At 64.2% G+C, this 21,195-nt stretch carries 22 protein-coding genes and 1 riboswitch; of the genes, 14 read left to right on the plus strand and 8 right to left on the minus strand.

From position 1 onward, the window contains the following. The first annotated feature begins 34 nt into the window (after nt 1-34). Complete coding sequence (locus CH305_RS12940) at nt 35-1,516, plus strand: PLP-dependent aminotransferase family protein (RefSeq protein WP_094703894.1); 1,482 nt, start codon at nt 35-37, stop codon at nt 1,514-1,516. Between the two features lie 81 nt (nt 1,517-1,597). Here the strand turns inward: CH305_RS12940 and CH305_RS12945 are convergent, their stop codons facing one another. After that, nucleotides 1,598-2,674 (minus strand): CaiB/BaiF CoA-transferase family protein, encoded by a 1,077-nt coding sequence (locus tag CH305_RS12945; RefSeq protein WP_094703994.1) that lies wholly within the window; start codon nt 2,672-2,674, stop codon nt 1,598-1,600. A 96-nt stretch (nt 2,675-2,770) separates the two neighbouring features. Here CH305_RS12945 and purT point away from each other — a divergent pair, with 96 nt between their 5' ends. Both purT and CH305_RS12955 read left to right on the plus strand, forming a co-directional pair. Next, the gene (gene purT, locus CH305_RS12950) at nt 2,771-3,967 is read left to right on the plus strand and encodes a formate-dependent phosphoribosylglycinamide formyltransferase (protein ID WP_037148924.1); all 1,197 of its coding nucleotides are present in this window, start codon (nt 2,771-2,773) and stop codon (nt 3,965-3,967) included. 24 nt (nt 3,968-3,991) lie between these two features. After that, nucleotides 3,992-4,474 carry a DUF456 domain-containing protein gene (locus tag CH305_RS12955; protein WP_037148923.1) on the plus strand — a complete coding sequence of 161 codons (483 nt, stop codon included), beginning with the start codon at nt 3,992-3,994 and terminating at the stop codon, nt 4,472-4,474. 4 nt (nt 4,475-4,478) lie between these two features. Here CH305_RS12955 and CH305_RS12960 read toward each other — a convergent pair whose 3' ends face one another. Continuing rightward, a complete protein-coding gene (locus CH305_RS12960; RefSeq protein WP_032402007.1) occupies nt 4,479-5,225 on the minus strand; it encodes an amidohydrolase in 747 nt (248 codons plus the stop codon). A gap of 55 nt (nt 5,226-5,280) precedes the next feature. Here CH305_RS12960 and CH305_RS12965 point away from each other — a divergent pair, with 55 nt between their 5' ends. Beyond that, on the plus strand, nt 5,281-6,150 hold the full coding sequence (locus tag CH305_RS12965) for an SMP-30/gluconolactonase/LRE family protein (RefSeq protein ID WP_242459121.1): 870 nt from the start codon (nt 5,281-5,283) through the stop codon (nt 6,148-6,150). A 100-nt stretch (nt 6,151-6,250) separates the two neighbouring features. Here the strand turns inward: CH305_RS12965 and CH305_RS12970 are convergent, their stop codons facing one another. After that, complete coding sequence (locus tag CH305_RS12970; RefSeq protein ID WP_094703895.1) at nt 6,251-7,636, minus strand: FAD-dependent oxidoreductase; 1,386 nt, start codon at nt 7,634-7,636, stop codon at nt 6,251-6,253. A gap of 307 nt (nt 7,637-7,943) precedes the next feature. On the opposite strand from CH305_RS12970, the gene CH305_RS12975 reads away from it, so the two are divergent. From CH305_RS12975 to CH305_RS12990, 4 genes are read left to right on the plus strand one after another with little or no spacing between them, the layout of a single operon-like run. Further along, nucleotides 7,944-8,804, plus strand: a complete 861-nt coding sequence (locus CH305_RS12975; RefSeq protein WP_094703896.1) for a TauD/TfdA family dioxygenase — start codon at nt 7,944-7,946, stop codon at nt 8,802-8,804. Between the two features lie 34 nt (nt 8,805-8,838). Then, entirely contained in the window at nt 8,839-9,366 is a 528-nt protein-coding gene (locus CH305_RS12980; protein ID WP_032380199.1) for a hypothetical protein, read from the plus strand. Nucleotides 9,367-9,411: 45 nt separating this feature from the next. Continuing rightward, entirely contained in the window at nt 9,412-9,825 is a 414-nt protein-coding gene (locus CH305_RS12985) for a rhodanese-like domain-containing protein (protein ID WP_037148903.1), read from the plus strand. 41 nt (nt 9,826-9,866) lie between these two features. Then, the gene (locus CH305_RS12990) at nt 9,867-11,081 is read left to right on the plus strand and encodes an O-succinylhomoserine sulfhydrylase (RefSeq protein WP_037149234.1); all 1,215 of its coding nucleotides are present in this window, start codon (nt 9,867-9,869) and stop codon (nt 11,079-11,081) included. Nucleotides 11,082-11,086: 5 nt separating this feature from the next. Here CH305_RS12990 and CH305_RS12995 read toward each other — a convergent pair whose 3' ends face one another. The 4 genes from CH305_RS12995 to CH305_RS13010 all read right to left on the minus strand — a co-directional run bounded on the left by CH305_RS12995 (nt 11,087) and on the right by CH305_RS13010 (nt 14,471). Next, nucleotides 11,087-12,028, minus strand: a complete 942-nt coding sequence (locus tag CH305_RS12995) for a TauD/TfdA family dioxygenase (protein WP_179278280.1) — start codon at nt 12,026-12,028, stop codon at nt 11,087-11,089. 152 nt (nt 12,029-12,180) lie between these two features. Further along, on the minus strand, nt 12,181-13,254 hold the full coding sequence (locus CH305_RS13000; protein ID WP_094703897.1) for an isochorismate synthase MenF: 1,074 nt from the start codon (nt 13,252-13,254) through the stop codon (nt 12,181-12,183). Continuing rightward, nucleotides 13,254-14,012 (minus strand): HAD-IIA family hydrolase, encoded by a 759-nt coding sequence (locus tag CH305_RS13005; RefSeq protein ID WP_068053998.1) that lies wholly within the window; start codon nt 14,010-14,012, stop codon nt 13,254-13,256. Before CH305_RS13005 ends, CH305_RS13000 begins: the two co-directional genes overlap by 1 nt. A 120-nt stretch (nt 14,013-14,132) precedes the next feature. Beyond that, nucleotides 14,133-14,471 carry a WhiB family transcriptional regulator gene (locus CH305_RS13010; protein WP_371828240.1) on the minus strand — a complete coding sequence of 113 codons (339 nt, stop codon included), beginning with the start codon at nt 14,469-14,471 and terminating at the stop codon, nt 14,133-14,135. A gap of 192 nt (nt 14,472-14,663) precedes the next feature. Between CH305_RS13010 and CH305_RS13015 the strand changes: the two genes are divergently transcribed. From CH305_RS13015 to CH305_RS13040, 6 genes are all read left to right on the plus strand, one after another. Continuing rightward, entirely contained in the window at nt 14,664-16,028 is a 1,365-nt protein-coding gene (locus CH305_RS13015; protein WP_094703898.1) for an LLM class flavin-dependent oxidoreductase, read from the plus strand. A gap of 83 nt (nt 16,029-16,111) precedes the next feature. Then, nucleotides 16,112-16,209, plus strand: a riboswitch (SAM riboswitch). Nucleotides 16,210-16,397: 188 nt separating this feature from the next. Next, on the plus strand, nt 16,398-17,291 hold the full coding sequence (locus tag CH305_RS13020; RefSeq protein ID WP_256983740.1) for an amino acid ABC transporter permease: 894 nt from the start codon (nt 16,398-16,400) through the stop codon (nt 17,289-17,291). Beyond that, entirely contained in the window at nt 17,288-18,079 is a 792-nt protein-coding gene (locus tag CH305_RS13025) for an amino acid ABC transporter ATP-binding protein (RefSeq protein ID WP_094703900.1), read from the plus strand. Before CH305_RS13020 ends, CH305_RS13025 begins: the two co-directional genes overlap by 4 nt. A 34-nt stretch (nt 18,080-18,113) precedes the next feature. Continuing rightward, a complete protein-coding gene (locus tag CH305_RS13030) occupies nt 18,114-19,091 on the plus strand; it encodes an ABC transporter substrate-binding protein (RefSeq protein ID WP_094703901.1) in 978 nt (325 codons plus the stop codon). A gap of 7 nt (nt 19,092-19,098) precedes the next feature. Further along, nucleotides 19,099-20,127 (plus strand): FAD-dependent oxidoreductase, encoded by a 1,029-nt coding sequence (locus tag CH305_RS13035; protein ID WP_094703902.1) that lies wholly within the window; start codon nt 19,099-19,101, stop codon nt 20,125-20,127. A 16-nt stretch (nt 20,128-20,143) separates the two neighbouring features. Beyond that, nucleotides 20,144-20,668: a GNAT family N-acetyltransferase gene (locus CH305_RS13040; protein ID WP_094703903.1), complete on the plus strand. Its 525-nt coding sequence runs from the start codon at nt 20,144-20,146 to the stop codon at nt 20,666-20,668. Nucleotides 20,669-20,739: 71 nt separating this feature from the next. On the opposite strand, the gene CH305_RS13045 is transcribed toward CH305_RS13040, so the two are convergent. Continuing rightward, entirely contained in the window at nt 20,740-21,078 is a 339-nt protein-coding gene (locus tag CH305_RS13045) for a TfoX/Sxy family protein (RefSeq protein ID WP_094703904.1), read from the minus strand. Between the last annotated feature and the right edge of the window lie 117 nt (nt 21,079-21,195).

Here is a 21,195-nt window from a genome sequence, read left to right on the forward strand (position 1 = left end):
AATGTTCGATACCAGTGCGCGAATACTGGGGAGCATGGCCTCGAGAGTTCTCAATGCAACGTCACTGGCCCGCGATCTCGGTAGCTGGCGCGCCGACGCCTCCGCAGATGGATCCGGCAAGCGCAAGGCCTCGCGTCCGACGTATCGCGCGTTGGCAGACGGCGTGCGTCTGCTGATTCACGACGGCCGGATTCCGCTCGGCGTAGGGCTGCCGAGCGAGCGCGATCTGTCGGCGGCACTCGATCTGAGTCGCACGACGATCACCTCCTCGTATTCGGTGTTGCGCGACGAGGGATACCTGATCAGTAAACAGGGCTCGCGCAGTACGGTCGCGTTGCCTTCCGCGCCGACGCCCAATGGCATGTTGATCCAGTCGACGTCGCCGTCGGGTCCGGTGGTGGACATGTCGCACGCGGCGATGTCGGCCGCGGACGGCACCATGACGGCCGCGTACGAGTCTGCGCTGCAGGCACTTCCGGCGTACCTGCCGACGCACGGTATGGAGCCCATCGGTCTCGCGGTGCTGCGGGAGGCCATCGCACAGCGCTTCGTCGAACGTGGACTGCCGACAACCGCGGACCAGATCATGGTCACCTCCGGTGCGCAGCAGGCAGTTCGGCTTCTGCTGGGCACACTCACCTCGCCCGGCGATCGCGTGCTGATCGATCACCCCACGTATCCCAACGCGCTCGAGGCCATCAGGCGCGTCGGCGCGCGGCCCGTGCCGGTGCCGGTGCGCCCCGCGGACGGCGATTGGGATCTCGACGGAATCCGCAGCGCGGCGAGACAAACAGCAGCCAAGGTGGCGTATCTGATTCCGGACTTCCACAACCCGACCGGGCAGGTGCTCAGTGCCGAGGGGAGGGCCGAACTCGCGCGCATCACCCGTGACACCCGAATGACGCTCATCGTCGACGAGACCATGGTCGACCTGTGGCTCGACGCGCCGCCGCCGCCACCGGTCGCATCGTTCGGGCGGGTCTCCGGATCCGATATCGTCACGATCGGTTCGGCGTCCAAGTCGTTCTGGGGTGGCCTGCGCATCGGGTGGATCAGGGCACACCCGTCGCTGGTCTCTCAGCTCGCGGGTTCGCGGGCAGCACACGACCTTGGTACGTCGATCATGGACCAGTTGGCGTCGTCGTTTCTGCTCCAGGACGCGGAACCGGCCCTGGATCTGCGTCGATCCCAACTGCGTGAGCGTCGGGACATTCTCGAAGATGCTCTGGCCGAACATGTTCCGGACTGGCGCTATCGCCGTTCCGAGGGCGGCATGTCGCTGTGGTTGCAGCTGCCCGCTCCGGTATCGAGTGCATTGGCCGCCACGGCTCCCGCATTCGGAGCGGTGCTGGCCGCGGGGCCGCGATTCGGCGTGGAGGGTGCTTTCGAGCGCTACCTCAGGCTGCCGTACACCCGTGAGCCGCAAGAACTTCGGGCTGCGGTGATGGCCACGGCTGCTGCGTACCGAGCCCTTGCCCCCAGCTCCGAATCGGAACAGCCGGCACTGGTGTTCTGAGCGGCTGTGTGCTGACGGCGAACTCGAAGTTACGGACGGAAATCAGCCGAAAATTGTCCACAACTTCGAGTTCGGCACACGTCAGCTCCAGACCGACGCGATGTCGGTTGCGGTGGACGGCGGTGGCGTCGGGACTCCGTTTTCGGTGCGCGAGAACCGCGGTGCCGGACGGTGCTGCGTGACGCCGCCGACGTCGATGAGCGAGTCTCGATCTTTCATGTGCGGGTGGTTCGGGGCCTCGGCGAAGGTGAGGACCGGCGACACGCACGCGTCGGTGCCGTCGAAGATCGTGGCCCATTCGTCGCGGGTCTTGGTCAGGAATGTCGAGGTGAATTTCTCGCGTAATTCCGGCCAGCGCGACTTGTCCATCTGCGACGGTAGGTCCGCATCGGAGAGGCCGAGTCCGGTGAGCAGCTGGGCGTAGAACTGTGGCTCGAGCGAGCCGACTGCCATGTACTGGCCGTCGGAGGTCTCGTAGGTGTCGTAGAACGGTGCGCCGGTATCGAGAAGGTTGGTGCCACGGTCGTCGCTCCACGCTCCGACGCCACGCCACGACCAGATCATGTGCGAGAGAGCGGCGGTGCCGTCGACCATGGCCGCGTCCACCACCTGGCCCTGCCCGGAGTTCTGTCGCTCGTAGAGCGCCGCCATGATGCCGAAGACGAGGAACATCGAGCCGCCACCGAAATCGCCGACCATGTTCAGCGGCGGCACCGGGCGCTCGCCCGCACGGCCGATGGCGTTGAGCACCCCGGTGACCGAGATGTAGTTGATGTCGTGGCCCGCGGTCTGGGCCCAGGGGCCTTCCTGGCCCCAGCCGGTCATGCGGCCGTAGACCAGGCGCGGGTTGCGGGCAAGGGCGTCGTCGGGTCCGAGGCCGAGTCGCTCGGTGACACCGGGGCGGAATCCCTCGATCAGCACGTCGGCGCGCTCGACGAGGCCGAGAACCTTCTCGATGTCGGCGGGGTCCTTGAGGTTCGCCTCGACGATGGTGCGGCTGCGCAGCTGGTGGTCGTGGGGAGAGATCTGTCCGGCGCGTTGCACGCGCACGACGTCTGCGCCGAGGTCTGCCAGCAGCAGTGCCGCGTGCGGGCCGGGCCCGATTCCTGCGAGTTCGACGACGCGGAGCCCTGCGAGCGGTCCACCAGTGTTCGACACGTTGATTGCCTCGTTCCGACGTTGTGCGCTGCGATTGTGCATGGAGACTAACTTGTACTAGGTCGTCCAAGTAATGTGGGTGTGGATAATAGGGCTGTGACTGCCCCAGATCCCGTCCGCATCGGTACTCCACTGACTCCCGGCGCGACCCGGGTCATGCTGCTCGGCTCAGGTGAGCTGGGCAAAGAAGTCATCATCGCGTTCCAACGCCTCGGTGTCGAGGTGATCGCCGTCGATCGCTACGACAATGCTCCCGGCCATCAGGTGGCCCACCACGCATTCACCATCGATATGAGCGACCCGGAAGAGCTTCTGGCACTGATCGATTCGCAGCAGCCCGACTTCGTGGTCCCGGAGATCGAGGCCATTGCCACCGACGCCCTCGCCGAGGTGGAAGCCCGAGGCCGAAGCGTGGTGATTCCCACGGCTCGGGCGACGCAGTTGACGATGAACCGCGAGGGCATCAGGCGATTGGCAGCCGAGGAACTCGGGCTACCGACCTCGCCCTACGCTTTCGCCGATTCGCTGGACGACGTTCGTCAAGCATTGTCCACCATAGGTTTTCCGGCCGTCATCAAGCCGGTCATGTCGTCGTCGGGCAAGGGTCAGTCCGTTGTTCGCAGCGACGCCGATGTCGTGGCGGCCTGGGAGTACGCCCTGAAGGGTGGTCGCGTCGACCTCGGCCGCGTCATCGTCGAGGGATTCGTCGACTTCGATTACGAGATAACACTTCTCACCGTGCGAGCCGTCGACGGAACCTTCTTCTGCGAGCCTGTCGGCCACCTGCAGGAATCCGGCGACTACATCGAATCCTGGCAGCCGCAGCCGATGTCCGACGCGGCCCTCGCCGGTGCCCGCGACGTCGCCGAGCGCATCACGACGGCGCTCGGTGGGCGCGGGCTGTTCGGTGTCGAGTTGTTCGTTCAGGGCGACACCGTGTACTTCTCCGAGGTCAGCCCCAGGCCGCACGATACGGGTCTGGTAACGCTTCGGACGCAACGGTTCTCGGAGTTCGAGCTGCATGCCCGCGCCGTGCTCGGTTTGCCGATCGACACGACGCTGCTCTCGCCCGGCGCGTCGGCCGTGATCTACGGCGGTGTCGATGCGGACGGCATTTCCTTCGAAGGCGTCGCCGATGCGTTGGCGGTTCCCGAGACCGACCTGCGCCTGTTCGGTAAGCCGACGAGTTTCGTCCGGCGCCGGATGGGTGTCGCGGTGTCGACCGCGTCGGACATCGAGACGGCGCGGAGCCGGGCCCGCGAGGCGGCAGGCAAGGTTCGTCCTGTCGTCTGACCCGGCACAGGGCACACTGAGCTCATGAGCACGCTCGGAGAGGTCCTGGTCGGCCTGGTGATTCTGGTCGGCCTCGTCGGCATCGTCGTCCCGATTCTGCCCGGCACCATCTTGATCTTCGCGGCGGTCGCGGTGTGGGCGTGGCTCACCGGCGGAGCAGCCGCGTGGACGGTGTTCGCGATCGTGACGATATTGCTGGTGCTGAGCGGCGTCGTGAAATACACCTGGCCGGGCCGTCGCATGCGGGAGGCGGGCGTGCCGATGCGGTCGTTGATGGTCGGCGGCCTACTCGGCATCGTCGGATTTTTCGTCATCCCCGTCGTCGGGCTCTTCATCGGTTTCATCGCAGGCGTCTACGTGGCCGAAGTGCCCAGGCACCGAAACCATTCCGAGGCCTGGCGATCGACGGTGCACGCCACCAAGGCCGCGGGGTTGTCGATCCTGGTGGAACTGTTCGGCGCGCTGCTCGCCTCAGCGGTGTGGCTCGGGGGAGCAGTACTCGTCTGAGGGCCTAGGGGACCCGATACCAAGCCCGGGCATTACCGTCGAGCACGGCGGGTAGGTCGCCGCCGACAGCATGGGTGATGATGTCGATGTCGTTCTCCGAGAACGGGCGTGGGGCACGGGTGCCCGGCAGATCGGTGCCGAACATCAACGCCGCGGGGTTGACTCGATGGATCTGCTGGAGTGTGTCGGCGATGTCGAGATCCACTCGGCCGAATCCCGTTGCCTTGACGCGTACTCCGCGGTCGACGAGATTCAAAAGGTACGGCAGACCCTGGGTCGACAGCCCCAGGTGGTCGATGCTCACGGCCGGTAGCTTCGCGAGAATGGGTTCGAGCGAGAGCAGCAGGGACGCGTCGACGTACAGCTCGGCGTGCCATCCGACCAGTTCGTGCACACGACGTGCCTGGGTGGTGAGCATCTCGACATCCGTCTCGCCGCGTTTGAGGTTGAACCGCATACCGCGCACGCCCGCCTCGTCGAGCGCGACGATGTCCTCGTCGGAGCAGTCCGGATCGATCTGGGTGACGCCCACCCAGCCGCGCCCGAGGGTCTCCAGAGCGGCCAGCAGGTAGCTCTGGTCGGTGCCCTGAAACGATCCCGAGATCACCGCACCGCCGGTGATGCCGAGCCCGTCCACGTCGTACAGATAATTCGAGACGGTGTATGGATCGGGCAAGAATCCGTGGTTCTCGATCAGCGGAAAACGGGGGTCGATGATGTGCAAGTGGGCGTCGAACACGGGTCTCAGCATGCCAGCTCGCTGATTCGCCGTCGCGGCCCGGTGTCGCGGTGTTTGAATGCGAAACATGAAACCGGAGACCACTGTCGTTCTCGACGGCTACACCTATTTCGAATGTCCGCGCTGGCACGAAGGGAGGATCTGGGTATCGGACTTCTATTCGCATCGCGTCGTCTCTGCCCTCGAGGACGGATCCGACGTGCGAGTCGAAGCCGAGGTGCCCAATCAGCCGTCTGGCCTGGGGTGGTTGCCCGACGGCCGGTTGCTGATCGTGTCGATGCGCGACTACAAACTGCTGCTGCGCGAGCACGACGGTTCGCTGACCGTCCACGCCGACCTGTCGACGTACGTGACGGCGAACCTCAACGACATGCTCGTGGACGCCCAGGGGCGCGCCTACATCGGGAATTTCGGGTTCGATCTGATGAACTTCGCTCCCGTCGAGACGGCCGATCTGATTCGCGTCGACCCGGACGGTTCTGCACACGTCGTGGCATCGGATCTGTACTTCCCCAACGGGATGGCGTTCACGGGTTCGGGTGAACTGCTGGTCGACGAGACGGTCGGTAACCGGGTCAGTGCGTTCGACATCGCCGAGGACGGTTCACTGGGGGAGCGGCGTGATTGGGCGACGTTCGGTGAGCTGCCGTCGTCGACGGACATGGCGACGGCTCTGGGCGAGGTGAAAGTAGCTGCCGACGGATGTTGCATCGACACCGACGGCACGATGTGGATCGCCGATGCGTTGGGTCAGCGGGTGCTGCACGTCGCGCAGGGTGGAGAGGTACTCGATCAGCTCGATTTCGATCTCGGAGTATTCGCCTGCGGACTCGGCGGATCCGACGGCCGCACGCTGTTCGTCTGCGCTGCACCGGATTTCAACGAGCATCAGCGCAAGATCGAGACCGAGGGAAAGCTGCTGGCGGTTCGGGTGTAGAGCGCTTCGCGCAGTGGTGTGGTCATGTGCCGCAGAGGGCACACGGGAGTGGAGCCTGCGGAACGACCCGCAGGCGCAACCACACCACTGCCGCAGGCACTCAGGCCTTGTCGGGCTCGGAGGCCTTCAGCATGTCCTCACGCTCGACGACCTTCACGCGCTCGCGGCCCTCGGGCTCACCGAGTGAACGCTCGTGGGCGTCGAGGCGGTACCAGCCGTCCCAGGTGGTGAAGGGCACCTGCTTGCCTTCGAGGAACGACGTGACGGCATCGAGATCCGGCTCGGCCGCACCGGCGAAGTTCGGCGCATCCTCGAGCAGGTTCGCGACGGTTTCGTTGGCGTCGCCCTTGGTGTGACCGATGAGGCCGACGGGTCCGCGCTTGATCCAGCCAGTGACGTACGTGGCGGGGACGGGAGTGGTGGAGTGCGGTGACTCGACGACGCGTCCGGCCTCGTTGGGGATGGTGCCTGCCTGCTCGTCGAACGGGAGCTGGCTGATGTTCTGGCTGAGGTAGCCGACGGCGCGGTAGACGGCTTGAACGTCCCAGTCGTTGTACTTGCCGGTGCCCTTGACGTTGCCGGTGCCGTCGAGCTCGGTGCGTTCGGTACGCAGTCCGACGACCTTGCCGTCCTCGCCGAGTACCTCGCTGGGCGATTCGAAGAAGTGCAGGAACAGCTTGTGCGGGCGGTTGCCGACGTCGCGGATGGCCCAGTCCTGCAGGGTGTTGGCGACCATGTCGACCTGCTTGGAGTTGCGGCGGGCCTGCTCGGAGCCTTCGTCGTAGTCGATGTCCTCGGGGGCGACGATGACCTCGATGTTCGGCGAGTGGTCGAGCTCGCGCAGCTCCAACGGGGTGAACTTGGCCTGAGCCGGTCCGCGACGTCCGAAGACATGCACCTCGATGGCTTTGTTGGCCTTGAGACCTTCGTAGACGTTGGCCGGGATCTCGGTGGGGAGCAGTTCGTCGCCGGTCTTGGCGAGGACGCGTGCGACGTCGAGGGCGACGTTTCCGACGCCGAGAACGGCGACCTTCTCGGCCTCGAGCGGCCAGGTGCGTGGGACGTCCGGGTGGCCGTCGTACCAGGAGACGAAGTCCGCGGCACCGTAGCTGCCGTCGAGGTCGATGCCGGGGATGTTCAGTGCGCGGTCTGCGTTGGCACCGGTGGAGAAGATGACGGCGTCGTAGAAGCGACGCAGGTCGTCGAGGTTGATGTCGGTGCCGTAGTCGATGTTGCCGAGCAGGCGGACCTGTGGCTTGTCGAGCACCTTGTGCAGGGCGGTGATGATGCCCTTGATGCGCGGGTGGTCGGGGGCCACGCCGTAGCGAATGAGCCCGAACGGTGCAGGCATCCGCTCGAAGAGATCGATGCTCACGCCCGGTCCGCTGACATTGTGGTCGGACTTCATGAGCGCGTCGGCGGCATAGATGCCGGCCGGTCCGGCACCGACGATGGCGACGCGGAGTGGACGAGTCTGATCAGTCATGTGCAGCGAGCTACCTTCTTCGAGGGAAGTGCGGACACCCCAGCATAAATTAAGCATCACCTGAGCTGGGGCAGTGGGCAACTTGCCGTATTTCCCGGTTTCCGGTAGGAATTGACCCGTGGAGACGACATACCTGGTCCGACGGTTCACCGTCGACTTCTGTCGTACCTGCACCAACATGTGTTGTCGGTGACCTGACCCGACGCCCTTCCCCTCCTTCCGGACGAGATCCGCTGGGACGGGATCCCTCTTTCGACGGCAGCGCTGCCTGAATCAGCCCTTTCGCCGTGCACAGATTCGAGGACACATGACCACTCTGGAACAGACCGCCACCCTCACGCTCGACAAGCTCGGCCCGTCGTTCGGGGCCGAGGTCATCGGCCTCGACGTCGCATCGGCGTCCGATGCGCAGATCCACGCCGTGCGCCGAGCCCTCGTCGAATACAAGGTTCTGGTGCTGCGCGGGCAAACGCTGGACGACGCGGCACACGTCGAATTCGGCCGCCGTCTCGGTGACCTCACTGCCGGTCACCCGGTTCACGACAGTGGCCACGTCGCCCCCGAGGTGTACGCGCTCGACAGTCAGGACAACGGGTTCGCCGACGTCTGGCACACCGACGTCACCTTCATGGAACGTCCGCCGATGGGGTCGATCCTGCGCCCCGTCGTCCTGCCCCCACACGGCGGCGACACCAACTGGGCCGACAGCCAGCTCGCCTACGAGTCCCTCTCCTCGCCGGTACGCCGAATGATCGACGGGCTCACCGCGATTCACGACGGTAACCGCGAATTCGGCTACTACCTCGCGCAGAAGCGCGGCGGTAAGGGCAACGTGTGGGACGGCAAGGAAGTCACCGCGCTGGTCCCCGTCGAACATCCCGTCGTGCGGGTGCATCCGGAAACGGGCCGCAAGGGGCTGTTCGTCAATCCTGGTTTCACCTCCCACATCGTGGGCGTGTCGGAGGCGGAGAGCCGCGGGATTCTGGACCTGCTCTACGCGCACCTCACCAAGCCCGAGCACATCGTGCGACACCGCTGGCGTCTCGGTGATCTGGTGCTGTGGGACAACCGGAGCACCTCGCACTACGCCAACCGCGACTACGGCACCGAGCACCGCAAGATGCACCGCATCACGTTGCGCGGAGACATTCCCGTCGGACCCCGGTAGTTCCGGGCCCGTTGGATCGAGGAAGATTGCCTACATGGCGTCGTGGAGTGAACGTAGGCAGCAGTGGGTCGACAGTCGTGAGGAAGCGCGCAACAACGCGTCCGAAGCGGCCGCAGACTCCGGTGAGCAGCGTCCGCCCAACGCGTGGCCGTTCATCATCGCCGCGGGCATCGTCGTCGTTCTGCTCGTCGGTATCTTCGCGGCGTCGAAGTTCGCGCCCGCCGAGAACAACGTGACGCAGGCGCAGCTGCTCACCGACGCCGTCGACGGATTCCTCGAAGCACAGAACACCGGCGATGCGGATCTGTTGCGCGAGAACACCTGCTTCGACCAGGTTGCGCTCCTCGTTCCCGGCGACGACGCGCAGTACCGAACCGATCGAGCAGGCGAGGTCGAGCGCAACGGCGAGACGTCGATCGACGGGGTGCCGTCGGAGTACGAGGTCAACGGCGACCGCGGCAGGGTGACCGTCCCGCTGAAGGAAGAGAAATCCGGAGTGCAGACCGACGACGAGTGGAAATTCGTCCGCGTCGACGACAAGTGGCTGGTCTGCAATGTCTGATCTCGGTATGTGTGATGTATTGGCAAGTGACGGAAGGCTGATCCAGTGACCTACGCAGGTGACATAACCCCGGAAGCGGCGTGGGAGTTGTTGCAGAGCAACCCCGAGGCTGTGCTCGTGGACGTTCGGACGCGCGCCGAGTGGCAGTACGTCGGTGTTCCGGACACCTCCGGTATCGACCGTCCGACGCACCTGATCGAGTGGGTCAGCTACCCCGACGGTGCGCGCAACACCGATTTTGTCGAAGACCTGAAAGCCGCAGGCGTGGACGGCGATCGGCCGGTGGTCTTCCTGTGCCGCTCCGGTCAGCGGTCCATCGGTGCCGCGGAAGCCGCGACGGCAGCGGGCATCGGTCCGTCCTACAACGTGCTCGACGGTTTCGAGGGTGCCACCGACGCCGACGGCCACCGCGGAGCCACGGGTTGGCGTGCGGTCGGGTTGCCCTGGAGGCAGTCGTGAGCGGGAATCCAGGCGGCGGGCAGGAGCGCAGCGACAAGGGGATTCCCAAAGGTGGCGGATTCGACAAGCCCTTGCCCGAGGGTGTGGGTCAGGGAACGCTGGGAGTTCGCGGCGGCCTGATGCGATCCGGGTTCGACGAGAACGCCGAAGCGCTGTATCTCTCTTCGGGTTTCGTGTACGAGAGTGCCGGCGCGGCCGAGCAGGCCTTCACCGGCGACATCGATCACTTCGTGTACTCGCGGTACGGCAACCCGACAGTGAAGATGTTCGAGGAGCGACTGCGGTTGATCGAGGGTGCCGAGGCATGCTTCGGGACGTCCAGCGGCATGTCCGCGGTGTTCACCGCGCTCGGTGCGCTGCTGAAGGCCGGCGACCGATTGGTCGCTGCGCGTAGCCTTTTCGGGTCGTGCTTCGTGGTGTGCAACGAGATTCTGCCGCGCTGGGGCGTCGAGACCGTCTTCGTCGACGGCGAAGACCTCGAGCAGTGGGAGCAGGCGCTGTCGGTGCCGACGACGGCGGTGTTCTTCGAGACCCCGTCCAACCCGATGCAGTCGTTGGTCGATGTCAGGCGCGTCTCCGAGCTGGCGCATGCTGCCGGCGCAACGGTGGTGTTGGACAACGTGTTCGCGACGCCCCTGCTGCAGCGCAGCCTCGAACTCGGGGCCGACGTGGTCGTGTACTCGGGCACCAAACACATCGACGGCCAGGGCCGGGTACTCGGCGGTGCGATCCTGGGCTCGAAGGAATACATCGAAGGCCCGGTGCAGACTCTGATGCGGCACACCGGCCCTGCACTGAGCCCGTTCAACGCCTGGACCCTGCTCAAGGGGCTCGAGACGATGCCGGTGCGGGTGCGGCATTCGGTGAACTCCGCGCTGCAGATTGCCGAGTTCCTCGAAGCTCACCCTGCGGTGCGCTGGGTGAAATATCCTTTCCTGCAATCACATCCGCAGTACGAGCTGGCGAAGTCGCAGATGTCGGGCGGCGGAACCGTCGTGACCTTCGAGCTCGAAGCACCTGAGGGTGAAGGCAAGAAGCGCGCCTTCGAGGTGCTCGACGCGTTGCGTATCGTCGACATCTCCAACAATCTCGGCGACTCGAAGACACTGATCACCCATCCGGCCACCACCACGCACCGCGCGATGGGGCCGGAAGGTCGTGCGGCAGTGGGCATCACCGACGGCGTCGTGCGCATCTCGATCGGCCTCGAAGACACCGAGGACCTGATCGGAGACCTGGACCAGGCGCTGAAGTAGCTGGGTCAGAGTGTCACCGGTACCGGCTTGTCGATGAGGGAGTAGTGCGCGGCATCGCCGGCGACCACTCGGCTCTTCTCTCCGTTGGGGTGTACCGGCACGTCGCCCGCCAGGGTGATGCGTTCGAGGCGGCGGTACTGATCGTCCCAGTCTGCGACGGCGTAGTGCTGGGTGGCGCGGTTGTCCCAGATGGCGACGTCGCCGAGGCTCCAGGTCCAGCGAACAGTGTTCTCCAGCTTGGTCACTCGATTCTGTAGGAGATCGAACAGCGTCTGCGACTCTTTGGTCGACAACCCGATGAAGTTCTTCACGAAGTGGCCCAGAACCAGGGTCTTCTCACCGGTCTCGGGGTGTACTCGCACCACCGGATGCTCGGTCTCGAAGTAGGTGGACTGGAATTCCTTCCGGTACTCCTCGGTCTTCGAGTTCTGAATTTTCTCTGCCGCTGTCGCCGCATAGTCGTAGGTGTTCGAGTGGGTGGCCCAGAGGTTGTCGACCAACGCCTTCAACGAATCCGGCAGCTGCGCGTAGGCGGCAGTCTGTGACGCCCACGTGGTGTTCCCGCCGTACTCCGGGAGGCTGACCGCACGCAGGATCGAGGCCTTCGGGATGCGGTCGACGAAGGTCACATCCGAGTGCCAGCTGTTGGCCTTGCCGTAATCGGAGTCGATGGACAGCGTTCTGGTGCCGCGAGAAGTGACCGTGGGGTGCGGAGTGGTCGGCGATCCGAGTAGCTCCGCGAACGCATACTGGCTTTCGTCGTCGAGGTGGTGCTGGCCGCTGAAGAAGATCACCTTGTGTTCGAGCAGAGCGCGCCGAACGAACTCGACGGTGTTCGCATCCAGGTCGCCACCGAGTCGTACTCCCTCGATGCGGGCACCGAGATTGCCGCCGATCTTGATCGCACGCAGAGCTGTGTCATTCTCGACAAGAGTGTCCACCGACATGTCGGTACCTTTCGCTGGTTGAAGAACTGCCCGAATTGCGCCGGTGCAGTGTGGAATTCAACAAGCTGACCATTGTCGATCGTCGATGTACACAGTTCGATTCACCGTGATCTCAACGCGACGGGCGATCGGTAGCGGTGTACGGAGCGACGTCAGTGCTCGAAAACGCTGAGTACCGTGCGGAACTTGGCCGTGGTTTCGTTCAGTTCGGCGTCGGGGTCGGAATCTGCGACGATGCCGCCGCCCGCTGTGGCCGTTCCAGAAAGTCCGTCCGCAGCGAGTTCGATGCAGCGGATCGTGACCATCCACTCGCCGTCGCCGCTGCCGTCGGTCCACCCGACGGCTCCGGCGTAGAAGCCGCGGGAGCCCTCGACGTCTGCGATCGCAGCCATGGCCGCGGCTCGGGGTACGCCCGCGACGGCAGCGGTGGGATGTAGCGCCAGCGCGAGGTCGAGCGCCGAGGTCGCGGGATCGGCCAAGGTGCCGACGATGGGTGTCGACAGGTGCCACAGCTGCGGAGTGCTGCTGAGTTGAGGTGACTCGGGCACATCGAGCGTCTCGCAGTACGGCTCCAACGCAGCACGGATCTCGTCGACGACAAATCGGTGCTCGGCCTGATCCTTGGCGCTGGCCGCCAACGCTGTGGAGATGCGCGCTTCTTCGTCTGGATCGGTGGAACGCGCAGCCGTGCCGGCAAACGGATGGCAGGTGACGACGTTGCCGCGCTTGCGAACCAACAGTTCCGGGCTCGCGCCGATGATGTGCCTGCCGGTCTTACCTGCGGGCGACAGATCCGCCAGAAAGCCGTTGCCCATCGGATCTCGGGTGACCAGCGCGCTCAACACGGAGGCGGGATCGATCTGTGCATCTGCGGTCACTTCGATGGCCCGAGCGAGCACGATCTTCTCGGCCACACCGGCTTTCAGCTGCTCGACGACATCGCGTACTCGCTGCACATGGACGTCAGGATCGGGAATCTGGCGCGCGACGGTCACCGCCGGTAACGGCGGTTGAGCATCGACCGTCGACCAAGGCCCGTCGAGTCGGTAGAACTCCTCCGGCTCGATGAGGGCGGTGGCGTCGGACATGTCGAAAGGAATTGCGCCGACGACGTTTCGGCCCTCCCGCACCGCGGCCACCGCGTCGGCGACATCGGGAAAAGCGTGCCGGACGCCAAGTCCGACGACGTGGTGATCCTGCCGGGACAGGACGAATTCGAGTGTCATCAGAACGGGTTCTGAGTGCGGCCCACCAGGTCTGCGACGGAATCGAGGACCTTGGTCGGTCGGTACGGATACTGCTCGACGGACTGGACCGTCGAGATTCCGGTGAGAACCAGGATGGTCTGCAGTCCGGCTTCGAGACCGGAGAGCACGTCGGTGTCCATCCGGTCGCCGATCATCAGTGTGTTCTCGGAATGGCCGCCGATCGCACGCAGAGCCGACCGCATCATCAACGCGTTGGGCTTGCCCACGTAGTAGGGCTCTTTGCCGGTGGCCTTGGTGATGAGCGCGGCGACCGAACCGGTCGCCGGCAGCGAGCCCTCACGGGACGGGCCGGTGGCGTCGGGGTTGGTGGCGATGAAGCGCGAACCCTTCTCGACGAGACGAATGGCGGTGGTGATGGCCTCGAACGAGTACGTCCGGGTCTCGCCGAGTACCACGTAATCCGGGCTCGAGTCGGTGAGGGTGTAGCCGATGTCGTGCAGGGCCGTGGTCAGGCCCGACTCGCCGACGACGTACGCGCTGCCGCCGGGACGCTGATTGCCGAGGAACGTCGCGGTGGCCAGAGCGGAGGTCCAGATCGACTTCTCCGGAATGTCCAGACCGGTGAATGCGAGACGTGCGCGCAGGTCACGGGGGGTACGAATCGAATTGTTGGTCAGCACGATGAACGGGATCTCGTTGGCCTGCAGCTCGGCGAGGAACGTGTCGGCACCGGGAATCAGGTGATCCTCGTGCACGAGAACACCGTCCATGTCCATCAGATACGTCCACTGCTGGGGCTTCTCGGTTTCGCTCACCCCTCCATTGTGAACTACCGGGTCGAGCCGCAAGGTCGACTGCCGAACTATCGGGTCGTTCCGCCGGCTTGACTCCTGCTACTAGCTCGCCTGCCGTTCGTCGGCACGTCGGGAGCTGGCTCGGTGCTGTTGTCGCTCGCGGGCAGTCGTTCCGCCCCACACTCCGAACGGTTCGTTGGCTGCCAGCGCGAACCGTTTGCATGCGTCGAGCACTCCGCAGCCGGCGCACACCTGCTTGGCGCGATCCTCGCGTTGGCGACGCGCCGTTCGCCCCTCACCCGACGGGGAGAAGAAGATCTCCGAGTCCTGACCTCGGCACAGTGCGTCGATCTGCCAGTCCCAGGATTCGGTGGTGGAGGAGATTCTGCGTTCGATCATGGCGATTGCGGTGTTCTTCGACGTGGCAGAGCTGTTCGGCATCGTGGCGACCCATTCCTTTCGTCGACGCTGCGCGAGACCCAGCCCGCACAGAACGATTCGCTACCGACAAGGCTCGCCGCGTCGGGGGCGCGACGCAATGGTTGAAATCAGGCTGATTCGAGGGGCTGTACTCGGTGCGCTGCCGACGTCTGCGCGGTGTTCCGGCATGTGTCTTCGTGGCATGGTGGCGGTATGACTCGGCCGCTCAGGTTTTCCGCATTCGTCATGAACACCACGTCTCATATCGTGCACGGTGCGTGGCGCAGTCCGGAAGCAGAGCAGACGAATTTCGCGTCCCTCGAACACTGGGTCTCGCTGGCCCGACTGCTCGAGCAGGGGAAGTTCGACTTCATCTTCTTCGCGGACGTCGTCGGCCTGTACAACGACCACCGAGGCTCGTCGCGCAAGTTCGTCGAGTCCGGATTGCAGATCCCGAGCCACGATCCATCCGTAGTTGCGTCGGCGATCGCCTGTGCGACAGAACATCTGGGCATTGCGATCACGTCGTCGATCCTGCAGGAGCATCCCTTCAACTTCGCTCGCAAGATGTCCACCCTCGATCACGCGTCGCAGGGTCGGATTGCCTGGAACATCGTGACGAGTATGTCGGCCAACGCGTGGCGCAACTTCGGCTTCGGTGATCTGGCCTTGCACGAGGACCGATACGCCTGGGCGGACGAGTACGTCGAGGTGGTCTACAAGCTCTGGGAAGGTTCCTGGGACGACGGAGCTCTGCTGCAGGACAAGGAGACCGGGGTGCACGCGGACTTCTCCGAAGTGCACACGATCGATCACGTGGGCAAGCGCTACCGCGTCGAAGGGCCGCATCTGTCTGCGCCGTCGCCGCAGCGCACGCCGGTGCTGTTTCAGGCAGGTTCCTCGCCGACGGGTCGACGCTTCGCGGCCCGAAATGCCGAAGCGCAGTTCATCGCGTCCCCGTCACCCGAAGCCGCCCATGCGCTGATTGCCGACACGCGACGGCTGGTGGTCGACAATGGCAGAGCAGCACACGATCTCGAGTTCTATCAGGGGCTGTCGTTCGTCATCGGGAGCACCGATGACGAAGCGCGGCGGAAGGAAGCGGAGCTGGACGAGTTCGTCGACGACGAGGCGATGATCGCGCATGCCGCCGGCGGAATCGGCATCGATCTCGGCTTCTACGATCTGGACACCCCGATCGGCGAAGTGCAGGGGGAGGGGTCGCAGAGCACGTTGGCGTGGCTTCGCGAAGCGATCACCGACCGAGAACCCACCGTTCGCGATCTCGCGCACATGCGGACTCGGAGCGGCCGTGTAGTGGGAACGCCCGAGTCCATCGCCGATCGTCTCGAACAGTGGCGCGACGCCGGTGTCGACGGGATCAACGTCATCAACTCCACCCTTCCCGGAAGTTACGTCGAGTTCGTGGACCACGTACTGCCGGTCCTGCAGCAGCGGGGGTTGGCCAAGCGTGAATACGAGGCCGGCACCGTCAGGCGCAAGCTGACCGGTCTCGATCGCCTGCCCGACGCGCATCCCGCCGCCCGCTTTCGGGGAGCATTCGGCCGATCGCTCTGACGGCAAGGGTTGAAATCATCGTGATTTCAACCCGAAGTGACACTCGCACTTGACTTTTCAATCCGACGTTCTATACATTCCTGTCACCATCCAGAGCGACCGAGAGACCTTGGCTCGATGACGTCGCAGCAACCCCCTTCCTCGCCGAAGGTGTGGGTGCTACCGCCAGGACCGATGGAGGCACTGCTGATGAGCACCTGTACCTGTACGCACGTTTGACGATTCGCGTACTCACAGCTCGAATTCCTCGAAAGGCAACACAGCGATGATCGCTGCCCATCCGGCCCGGCGGTTCCGGTGACTCAACTACAAGCTCGACCGGCGGCCTCGAACCCAGGTGATGACGCACAGGTCCCCGACGAGCAACTCGTGCTGGCCAGAAAATGGCATCCATGGCGTTGGGTGATCAGCATCGCCACCCTGGTCGTGGTTGCCCAGTTCCTGCACGGCTTCGCTACCAATCCGGGTTGGGACTGGGGCACGTTCGCCCAGTACTTCACCGCGCAATCGGTGCTCTCGGCCCTGTGGCTCACCATCCAGCTCACGTTCTGGGGCACCCTGATCGGCTTCGCGCTCGGTATCGCTTTGGCGGTCGCGAGATTGTCGAACAACCCTGTCCTACAGGTGATTGCGTGGTTCTACATCTGGGCGTTCCGATCCATTCCTCTGATCGTGCAGCTGCTGTTCTGGTTCAACATCGCGTATCTCTACCAAACCCTGTCGGTGGGAATTCCGTTCGGACCCAGCTTCTTCGAGTTCGACGTCAACAACGTCATCAGCGGGTCGACGGCTGCGATCGTCGGACTCGCTCTGCATCAGGCTGCATACTCCGCCGAGATCGTCCGCGCCGGTATCATTTCGGTAGACCAGGGGCAGCTGGAAGCATCTGCAGCACTGGGCATTCCGAAAAGACGAGAGTTCGTCAAGATCATTCTTCCGCAGGCGATGCGAGGCATTCTCCCCAACGCTGCCAACGAGGTGATCAGCCTGTTCAAGGGCACCTCGATCGTCTCCGTCATGGCCATCGCCGAGCTGTTCTACCAGGTCCAGGTCATCTACGGCCGAAGCGGCCGAGTGGTACCGCTGCTCATGGTGGCCACCGTCTGGTACATCATTCTCACCTCGATTCTGTCGGCGGTGCAGTACTACGTGGAGCGGCACTACGCCAAGGGTGCTGTCCGCAACATCGAGCTGACGCCGATCCAGAAGCTACGGAAGCAGCTGGCCGAGATCACTCTCGCACCGCGAGGAGCGACACGATGACCACACTCGATGCCACGACGACCGCGAAGACCTATGCCGTCGAGGTGCGCGGCGTACACAAGTCCTACGGTGCCCTCGAAGTGCTCAGAGGCGTCGACCTCGTCGTCCGGCCCGGGGAGGTCACCGCCGTCATCGGCCCGTCCGGATCGGGTAAATCGACCCTGCTGCGCATCATCAATCACCTCGAGAAAGTCGACCAGGGCACCGTGCGGGTGGACGGCGATCTGGTCGGCTACGAACGCAAGGGTGCCAAGCTGCACGAGCTGAGCAACCGTGAGATTCTGCGTCAGCGTTCGCAGATCGGGTTCGTATTCCAGAACTTCAACCTCTTCCCGCACCTGACCGTGCTCGAGAACGTCGTCGAGGCTCCCATCTCGGCGCAGAAGCGTAAGCGCGTCGACGTCGAGCCCGAGGCGCTTGCGCTGCTCGAGCGGGTCGGTGTCGGCGCGAAAGCGCACGACTACCCGCGTCGGCTTTCCGGGGGCCAGCAGCAGCGAGTGGCCATCGCGAGGGCACTGGCGCTGCGCCCCAAAGTGATTCTGTTCGACGAGCCCACCTCGGCGCTCGATCCGGAGCTCGTCGGCGAGGTACTGGAAGTCATCCGCGGACTTGCCCGCGATGGTGCCACGCTGGTGATCGTCACCCACGAAGTCGCCTTCGCCCGCGACATCGCCGACACCATTGTATTCATGGACGCCGGCGTCATCGTCGAACAGGGAACTCCTGCAGCGCTTCTCGATTCACCGCAGCACGAGCGGACCAGAGCTTTCCTCTCCCACGTTCTGTAAACCACCTCACTTCAGCGAAAGACGGACAACACTCATGTCGAAACCATCACGCAGGCTGACGGTCATGGCCGCAGCACTGGCCATCGTGGCGCTCACCGCGACCGCCTGCAGCGAACCCGAGGCCGAGTCACAGGTCGTCACCGAGGACGGGCAAAGCTTCGACCTCACACCCGAGCAGACCGAAAGAGTCCGAGTCGACAAGGTCGACGAGATCGCCGCAAAAGTGCCACAGGCCATTCGAGATCGAGGCACGCTGATCGTCACCGGCGCGGGCGGAACTGCGCCGCCGCTGCGCTTCTACGCCACCGACGACACCACCATCGTCGGATCCGAAGTCGACTTCTCCTACCTCGTCGGAGATATTCTCGGGCTGGACGTCGATCTGCAGGTTGCCGATTGGTCGCAGAACTTCGTCAAGATCGACTCCGGTGAGAACGACGTGTTCATCTCCAACGTCACGGTCACCGAGGAGCGAAAAGACAAGTACGACTTCGCCACCTACCGGCTCGACAATCTTGCGTTCGAGACCCAGAAGGACACCGACTGGAAGGTGGAGAAGCGTCAGGACATCGCCGGCAAGAAGATCGGCGTCGGGTCCGGCACCAACCAGGAACAGCTGTTGGTGGACTGGAACGAGGCGAACGTGGCCGAGGGTCTCGCGCCGGCTGAGCTGGCCTACTACCAGAACACCTCCGACTACTACTTGGCATTGGGATCCAAGCGCATCGACGGTTATCTCGGGCCGAACCCCTCTGCCGTCTACCACGCCGCGACCAGTGGCGAATCGAAGGTTGTCGGCACCTTCTCTGGGGCCGGTGACGCGCTGCAGGGTGAGATCGCGGTGCTGACCAAGAAGGACAACGGTCTCATCGAGGCCGTCCGCGAGGCGCTCCAACATGCCATCGACGACGGCAGCTACCAGAAGGTGATCGATCGCTGGGGTCTGCAGTCCGAGGCTGTGTCCGAGTCGGTCATCAACCCGCCCGGGCTGCCCCGCAAGCCCGCAGCGTAGGCAGACGGTGAAAGTGGTAGTCGTCGGTGGCGGCATCATCGGAGCGTCGTCGGCGTGGCAGATTGCGCGACGCGGTCATGACGTCACCCTGCTCGAGCAGTTCGGGCCGGGGCACAAGAACGGTGCCTCGCACGGCAGCTCGCGAATTTTTCGGCACGCATATGCCGACGACTACTACGTGGCACTGGCCGCCCGGGCACACGGACTTTGGCGTGAGCTCGAAACCGCTACCGACTCAGAATTGTTGGACATCACGGGAGCCGTCGATCATGGAGATCCGAGCACGGTGAATCCGAGGATCGGCGCACTCGAGCGGGCGGGTCTGGAGTTCGAAGTGTTGGAACCCATTGCTGCGCAGCGGCGGTGGCCCGGTCTACGATTCGACACCACAGTGCTGTTCCATGCTGCGGCCGGGCGACTTCACGCCGATCACAGCGTCGCCGCAGCTGTAGCGGCAGCTCGCTCACGCGGTGCGACGGTCGAATACGAGACGCCCGTGCGTGAGATCTCCGGCTCCGACGTGGTGACGGATACCCACACCTACGGTGCGGACGTGGTCGTTCTCGCGGCGGGAGCATGGACGGCCGAGTTCGCGCCGTACGGTGCCACTCCGCCGTTGGTCACCACGCAGGAGCAGCCGGCGCATTTCGCGCCGTTGCTTTCCGACGAATTGTGGCCGAGCTTCATCCACCACCCCGGTGCACTTCTCGATACTGCCGGCATCTACGGGTTGTCGTCGCCCGACGGCATCAAGATCGGCGAGCATGCCACCGGACCGGTCGTCGATCCGCACACCCGCGACTTCGTGGCCGATCCCGCGGGAGTCGATCGCCTGATCGAGTACGCACGGACGTGGCTTCCTGGAGTGAACGCCGATACGGCCGACCCGCTGACGTGTCTGTACACCAGTACTCCCGATTCCAACTTCGCTATCGGGCGCAGTGGCAACACCGTTGTCGCTGCGGGATTCTCGGGCCACGGATTCAAGTTCGCCCCTGCGGTCGGGGAATTGGTCGCAGATCTGGTCGACGGATAATCGAGACAGGAAGCTCATGAGCGCAACGTTCGATCTGAACACTCGCACTGGCGACACCGGTCCAGTTCGGCTGAACTTCGTCGAAGTCGATCAGAACGATCCACTTGCGACGCCTCTGCTGCAAGAGCTGGCGGCCGAGTATGCGTCCAGGTACGGCCGCAGTCCCGGCGTTCAATATCAAGAACTGAAGTCCTATCCCGCTCAGGAATTCGCCCCTCCGGGCGGTGTGCTGGTGATGGCGTTGGACGACGGTGTTCCGGTTGCCGGCGGCGCGTACCGGCAGTACGACTCGACTACCGCCGAGCTCAAGCGAATCTGGACCTCGAAAGCGCACCGCGGTAGGGGATTCGGAAAACTCGTTGTGGCCGAGTTGGAACGCAGCGCACGCGATCGTGGATATCGCCGGGTGTATCTGACAACCGGCTGGAATCAGCCTGAAGCAGTTGCCCTGTACCTGGCAGCCGGATACACCCCATTGTTCGACCGGAGCTTGCCGCCCAAGACTGTCGGATCACATCCCTTCGAGAAGAGTCTCGAATGAATCCGCGGCAGTGAGTTCCCGGCTTACTCCGTAGGTGGGTGCGGCACAGCCGAGGAGCGTTTCGGTGCCGGTCAGCCGGCCGCGGTGGTGTTGTGTTCGAGCGCCGCGGCGATCCAGAATTCCAGCGCTGTTTCGCCCGTCAGTGCGTTCGCATCGACGGTGATCCACCCTGCGCCCATCGACCGACCTTGGCCCATCACGGCATGGTCTGTTCCGTCGCGCTCGAGGTATTCGGGTTCGCGAACTCCGTCCACCCGAACCAGCAGAGCACGATTCCCGGTGCCGACGCACACCACCATCTTGTCTCGCACCATGAAGGCCAGACCGCCGAACATTTTCTGCTCGCGCAGACTTTCCTGATCGGAGAGGATGTCGCGAACGCGGTCTGCAAGTAGCTCGTCGTACGCCATGTGCTTGCGCCCCTTCGATGGTCGTTGCCCTTATCGAAGACCTGATCGGTAGTGGGCGCAAGAGTAGATCACTCGCCGTGTGGCATGCCCTTGGCTTCAGCGAATGTCTGTGCAGCA

It is taken from the genome of Rhodococcus sp. 15-649-2-2 (genome assembly GCF_002258645.1).
Lineage (GTDB): Bacteria > Actinomycetota > Actinomycetes > Mycobacteriales > Mycobacteriaceae > Rhodococcoides.

What these genes read in the sequence shown, in the direction of transcription:
- CH305_RS12955 (WP_037148923.1), top strand. Translation starts at nt 3,992, where the DNA reads ATGAGCACGCTCGGAGAGGTCCTGGTCGGCCTGGTGATTCTGGTCGGC.
- CH305_RS13015 (WP_094703898.1), top strand. Translation starts at nt 14,664, where the DNA reads ATGACTCGGCCGCTCAGGTTTTCCGCATTCGTCATGAACACCACGTCT.
- CH305_RS12980 (WP_032380199.1), top strand. Translation starts at nt 8,839, where the DNA reads ATGGCGTCGTGGAGTGAACGTAGGCAGCAGTGGGTCGACAGTCGTGAG.
- CH305_RS13045 (WP_094703904.1), bottom strand. Translation starts at nt 21,078, where the DNA reads ATGGCGTACGACGAGCTACTTGCAGACCGCGTTCGCGACATCCTCTCC.
- CH305_RS13040 (WP_094703903.1), top strand. Translation starts at nt 20,144, where the DNA reads ATGAGCGCAACGTTCGATCTGAACACTCGCACTGGCGACACCGGTCCA.
- CH305_RS13005 (WP_068053998.1), bottom strand. Translation starts at nt 14,012, where the DNA reads ATGGACATGGACGGTGTTCTCGTGCACGAGGATCACCTGATTCCCGGT.
- CH305_RS13030 (WP_094703901.1), top strand. Translation starts at nt 18,114, where the DNA reads ATGTCGAAACCATCACGCAGGCTGACGGTCATGGCCGCAGCACTGGCC.
- CH305_RS12970 (WP_094703895.1), bottom strand. Translation starts at nt 7,636, where the DNA reads ATGACTGATCAGACTCGTCCACTCCGCGTCGCCATCGTCGGTGCCGGA.
- CH305_RS12995 (WP_179278280.1), bottom strand. Translation starts at nt 12,028, where the DNA reads ATGTCGGTGGACACTCTTGTCGAGAATGACACAGCTCTGCGTGCGATC.
- CH305_RS13025 (WP_094703900.1), top strand. Translation starts at nt 17,288, where the DNA reads ATGACCACACTCGATGCCACGACGACCGCGAAGACCTATGCCGTCGAG.
- CH305_RS12940 (WP_094703894.1), top strand. Translation starts at nt 35, where the DNA reads ATGGCCTCGAGAGTTCTCAATGCAACGTCACTGGCCCGCGATCTCGGT.
- CH305_RS13010 (WP_371828240.1), bottom strand. Translation starts at nt 14,471, where the DNA reads ATGCCGAACAGCTCTGCCACGTCGAAGAACACCGCAATCGCCATGATC.
- CH305_RS12965 (WP_242459121.1), top strand. Translation starts at nt 5,281, where the DNA reads ATGAAACCGGAGACCACTGTCGTTCTCGACGGCTACACCTATTTCGAA.
- CH305_RS12975 (WP_094703896.1), top strand. Translation starts at nt 7,944, where the DNA reads ATGACCACTCTGGAACAGACCGCCACCCTCACGCTCGACAAGCTCGGC.
- CH305_RS12960 (WP_032402007.1), bottom strand. Translation starts at nt 5,225, where the DNA reads ATGCTGAGACCCGTGTTCGACGCCCACTTGCACATCATCGACCCCCGT.
- CH305_RS13000 (WP_094703897.1), bottom strand. Translation starts at nt 13,254, where the DNA reads ATGACACTCGAATTCGTCCTGTCCCGGCAGGATCACCACGTCGTCGGA.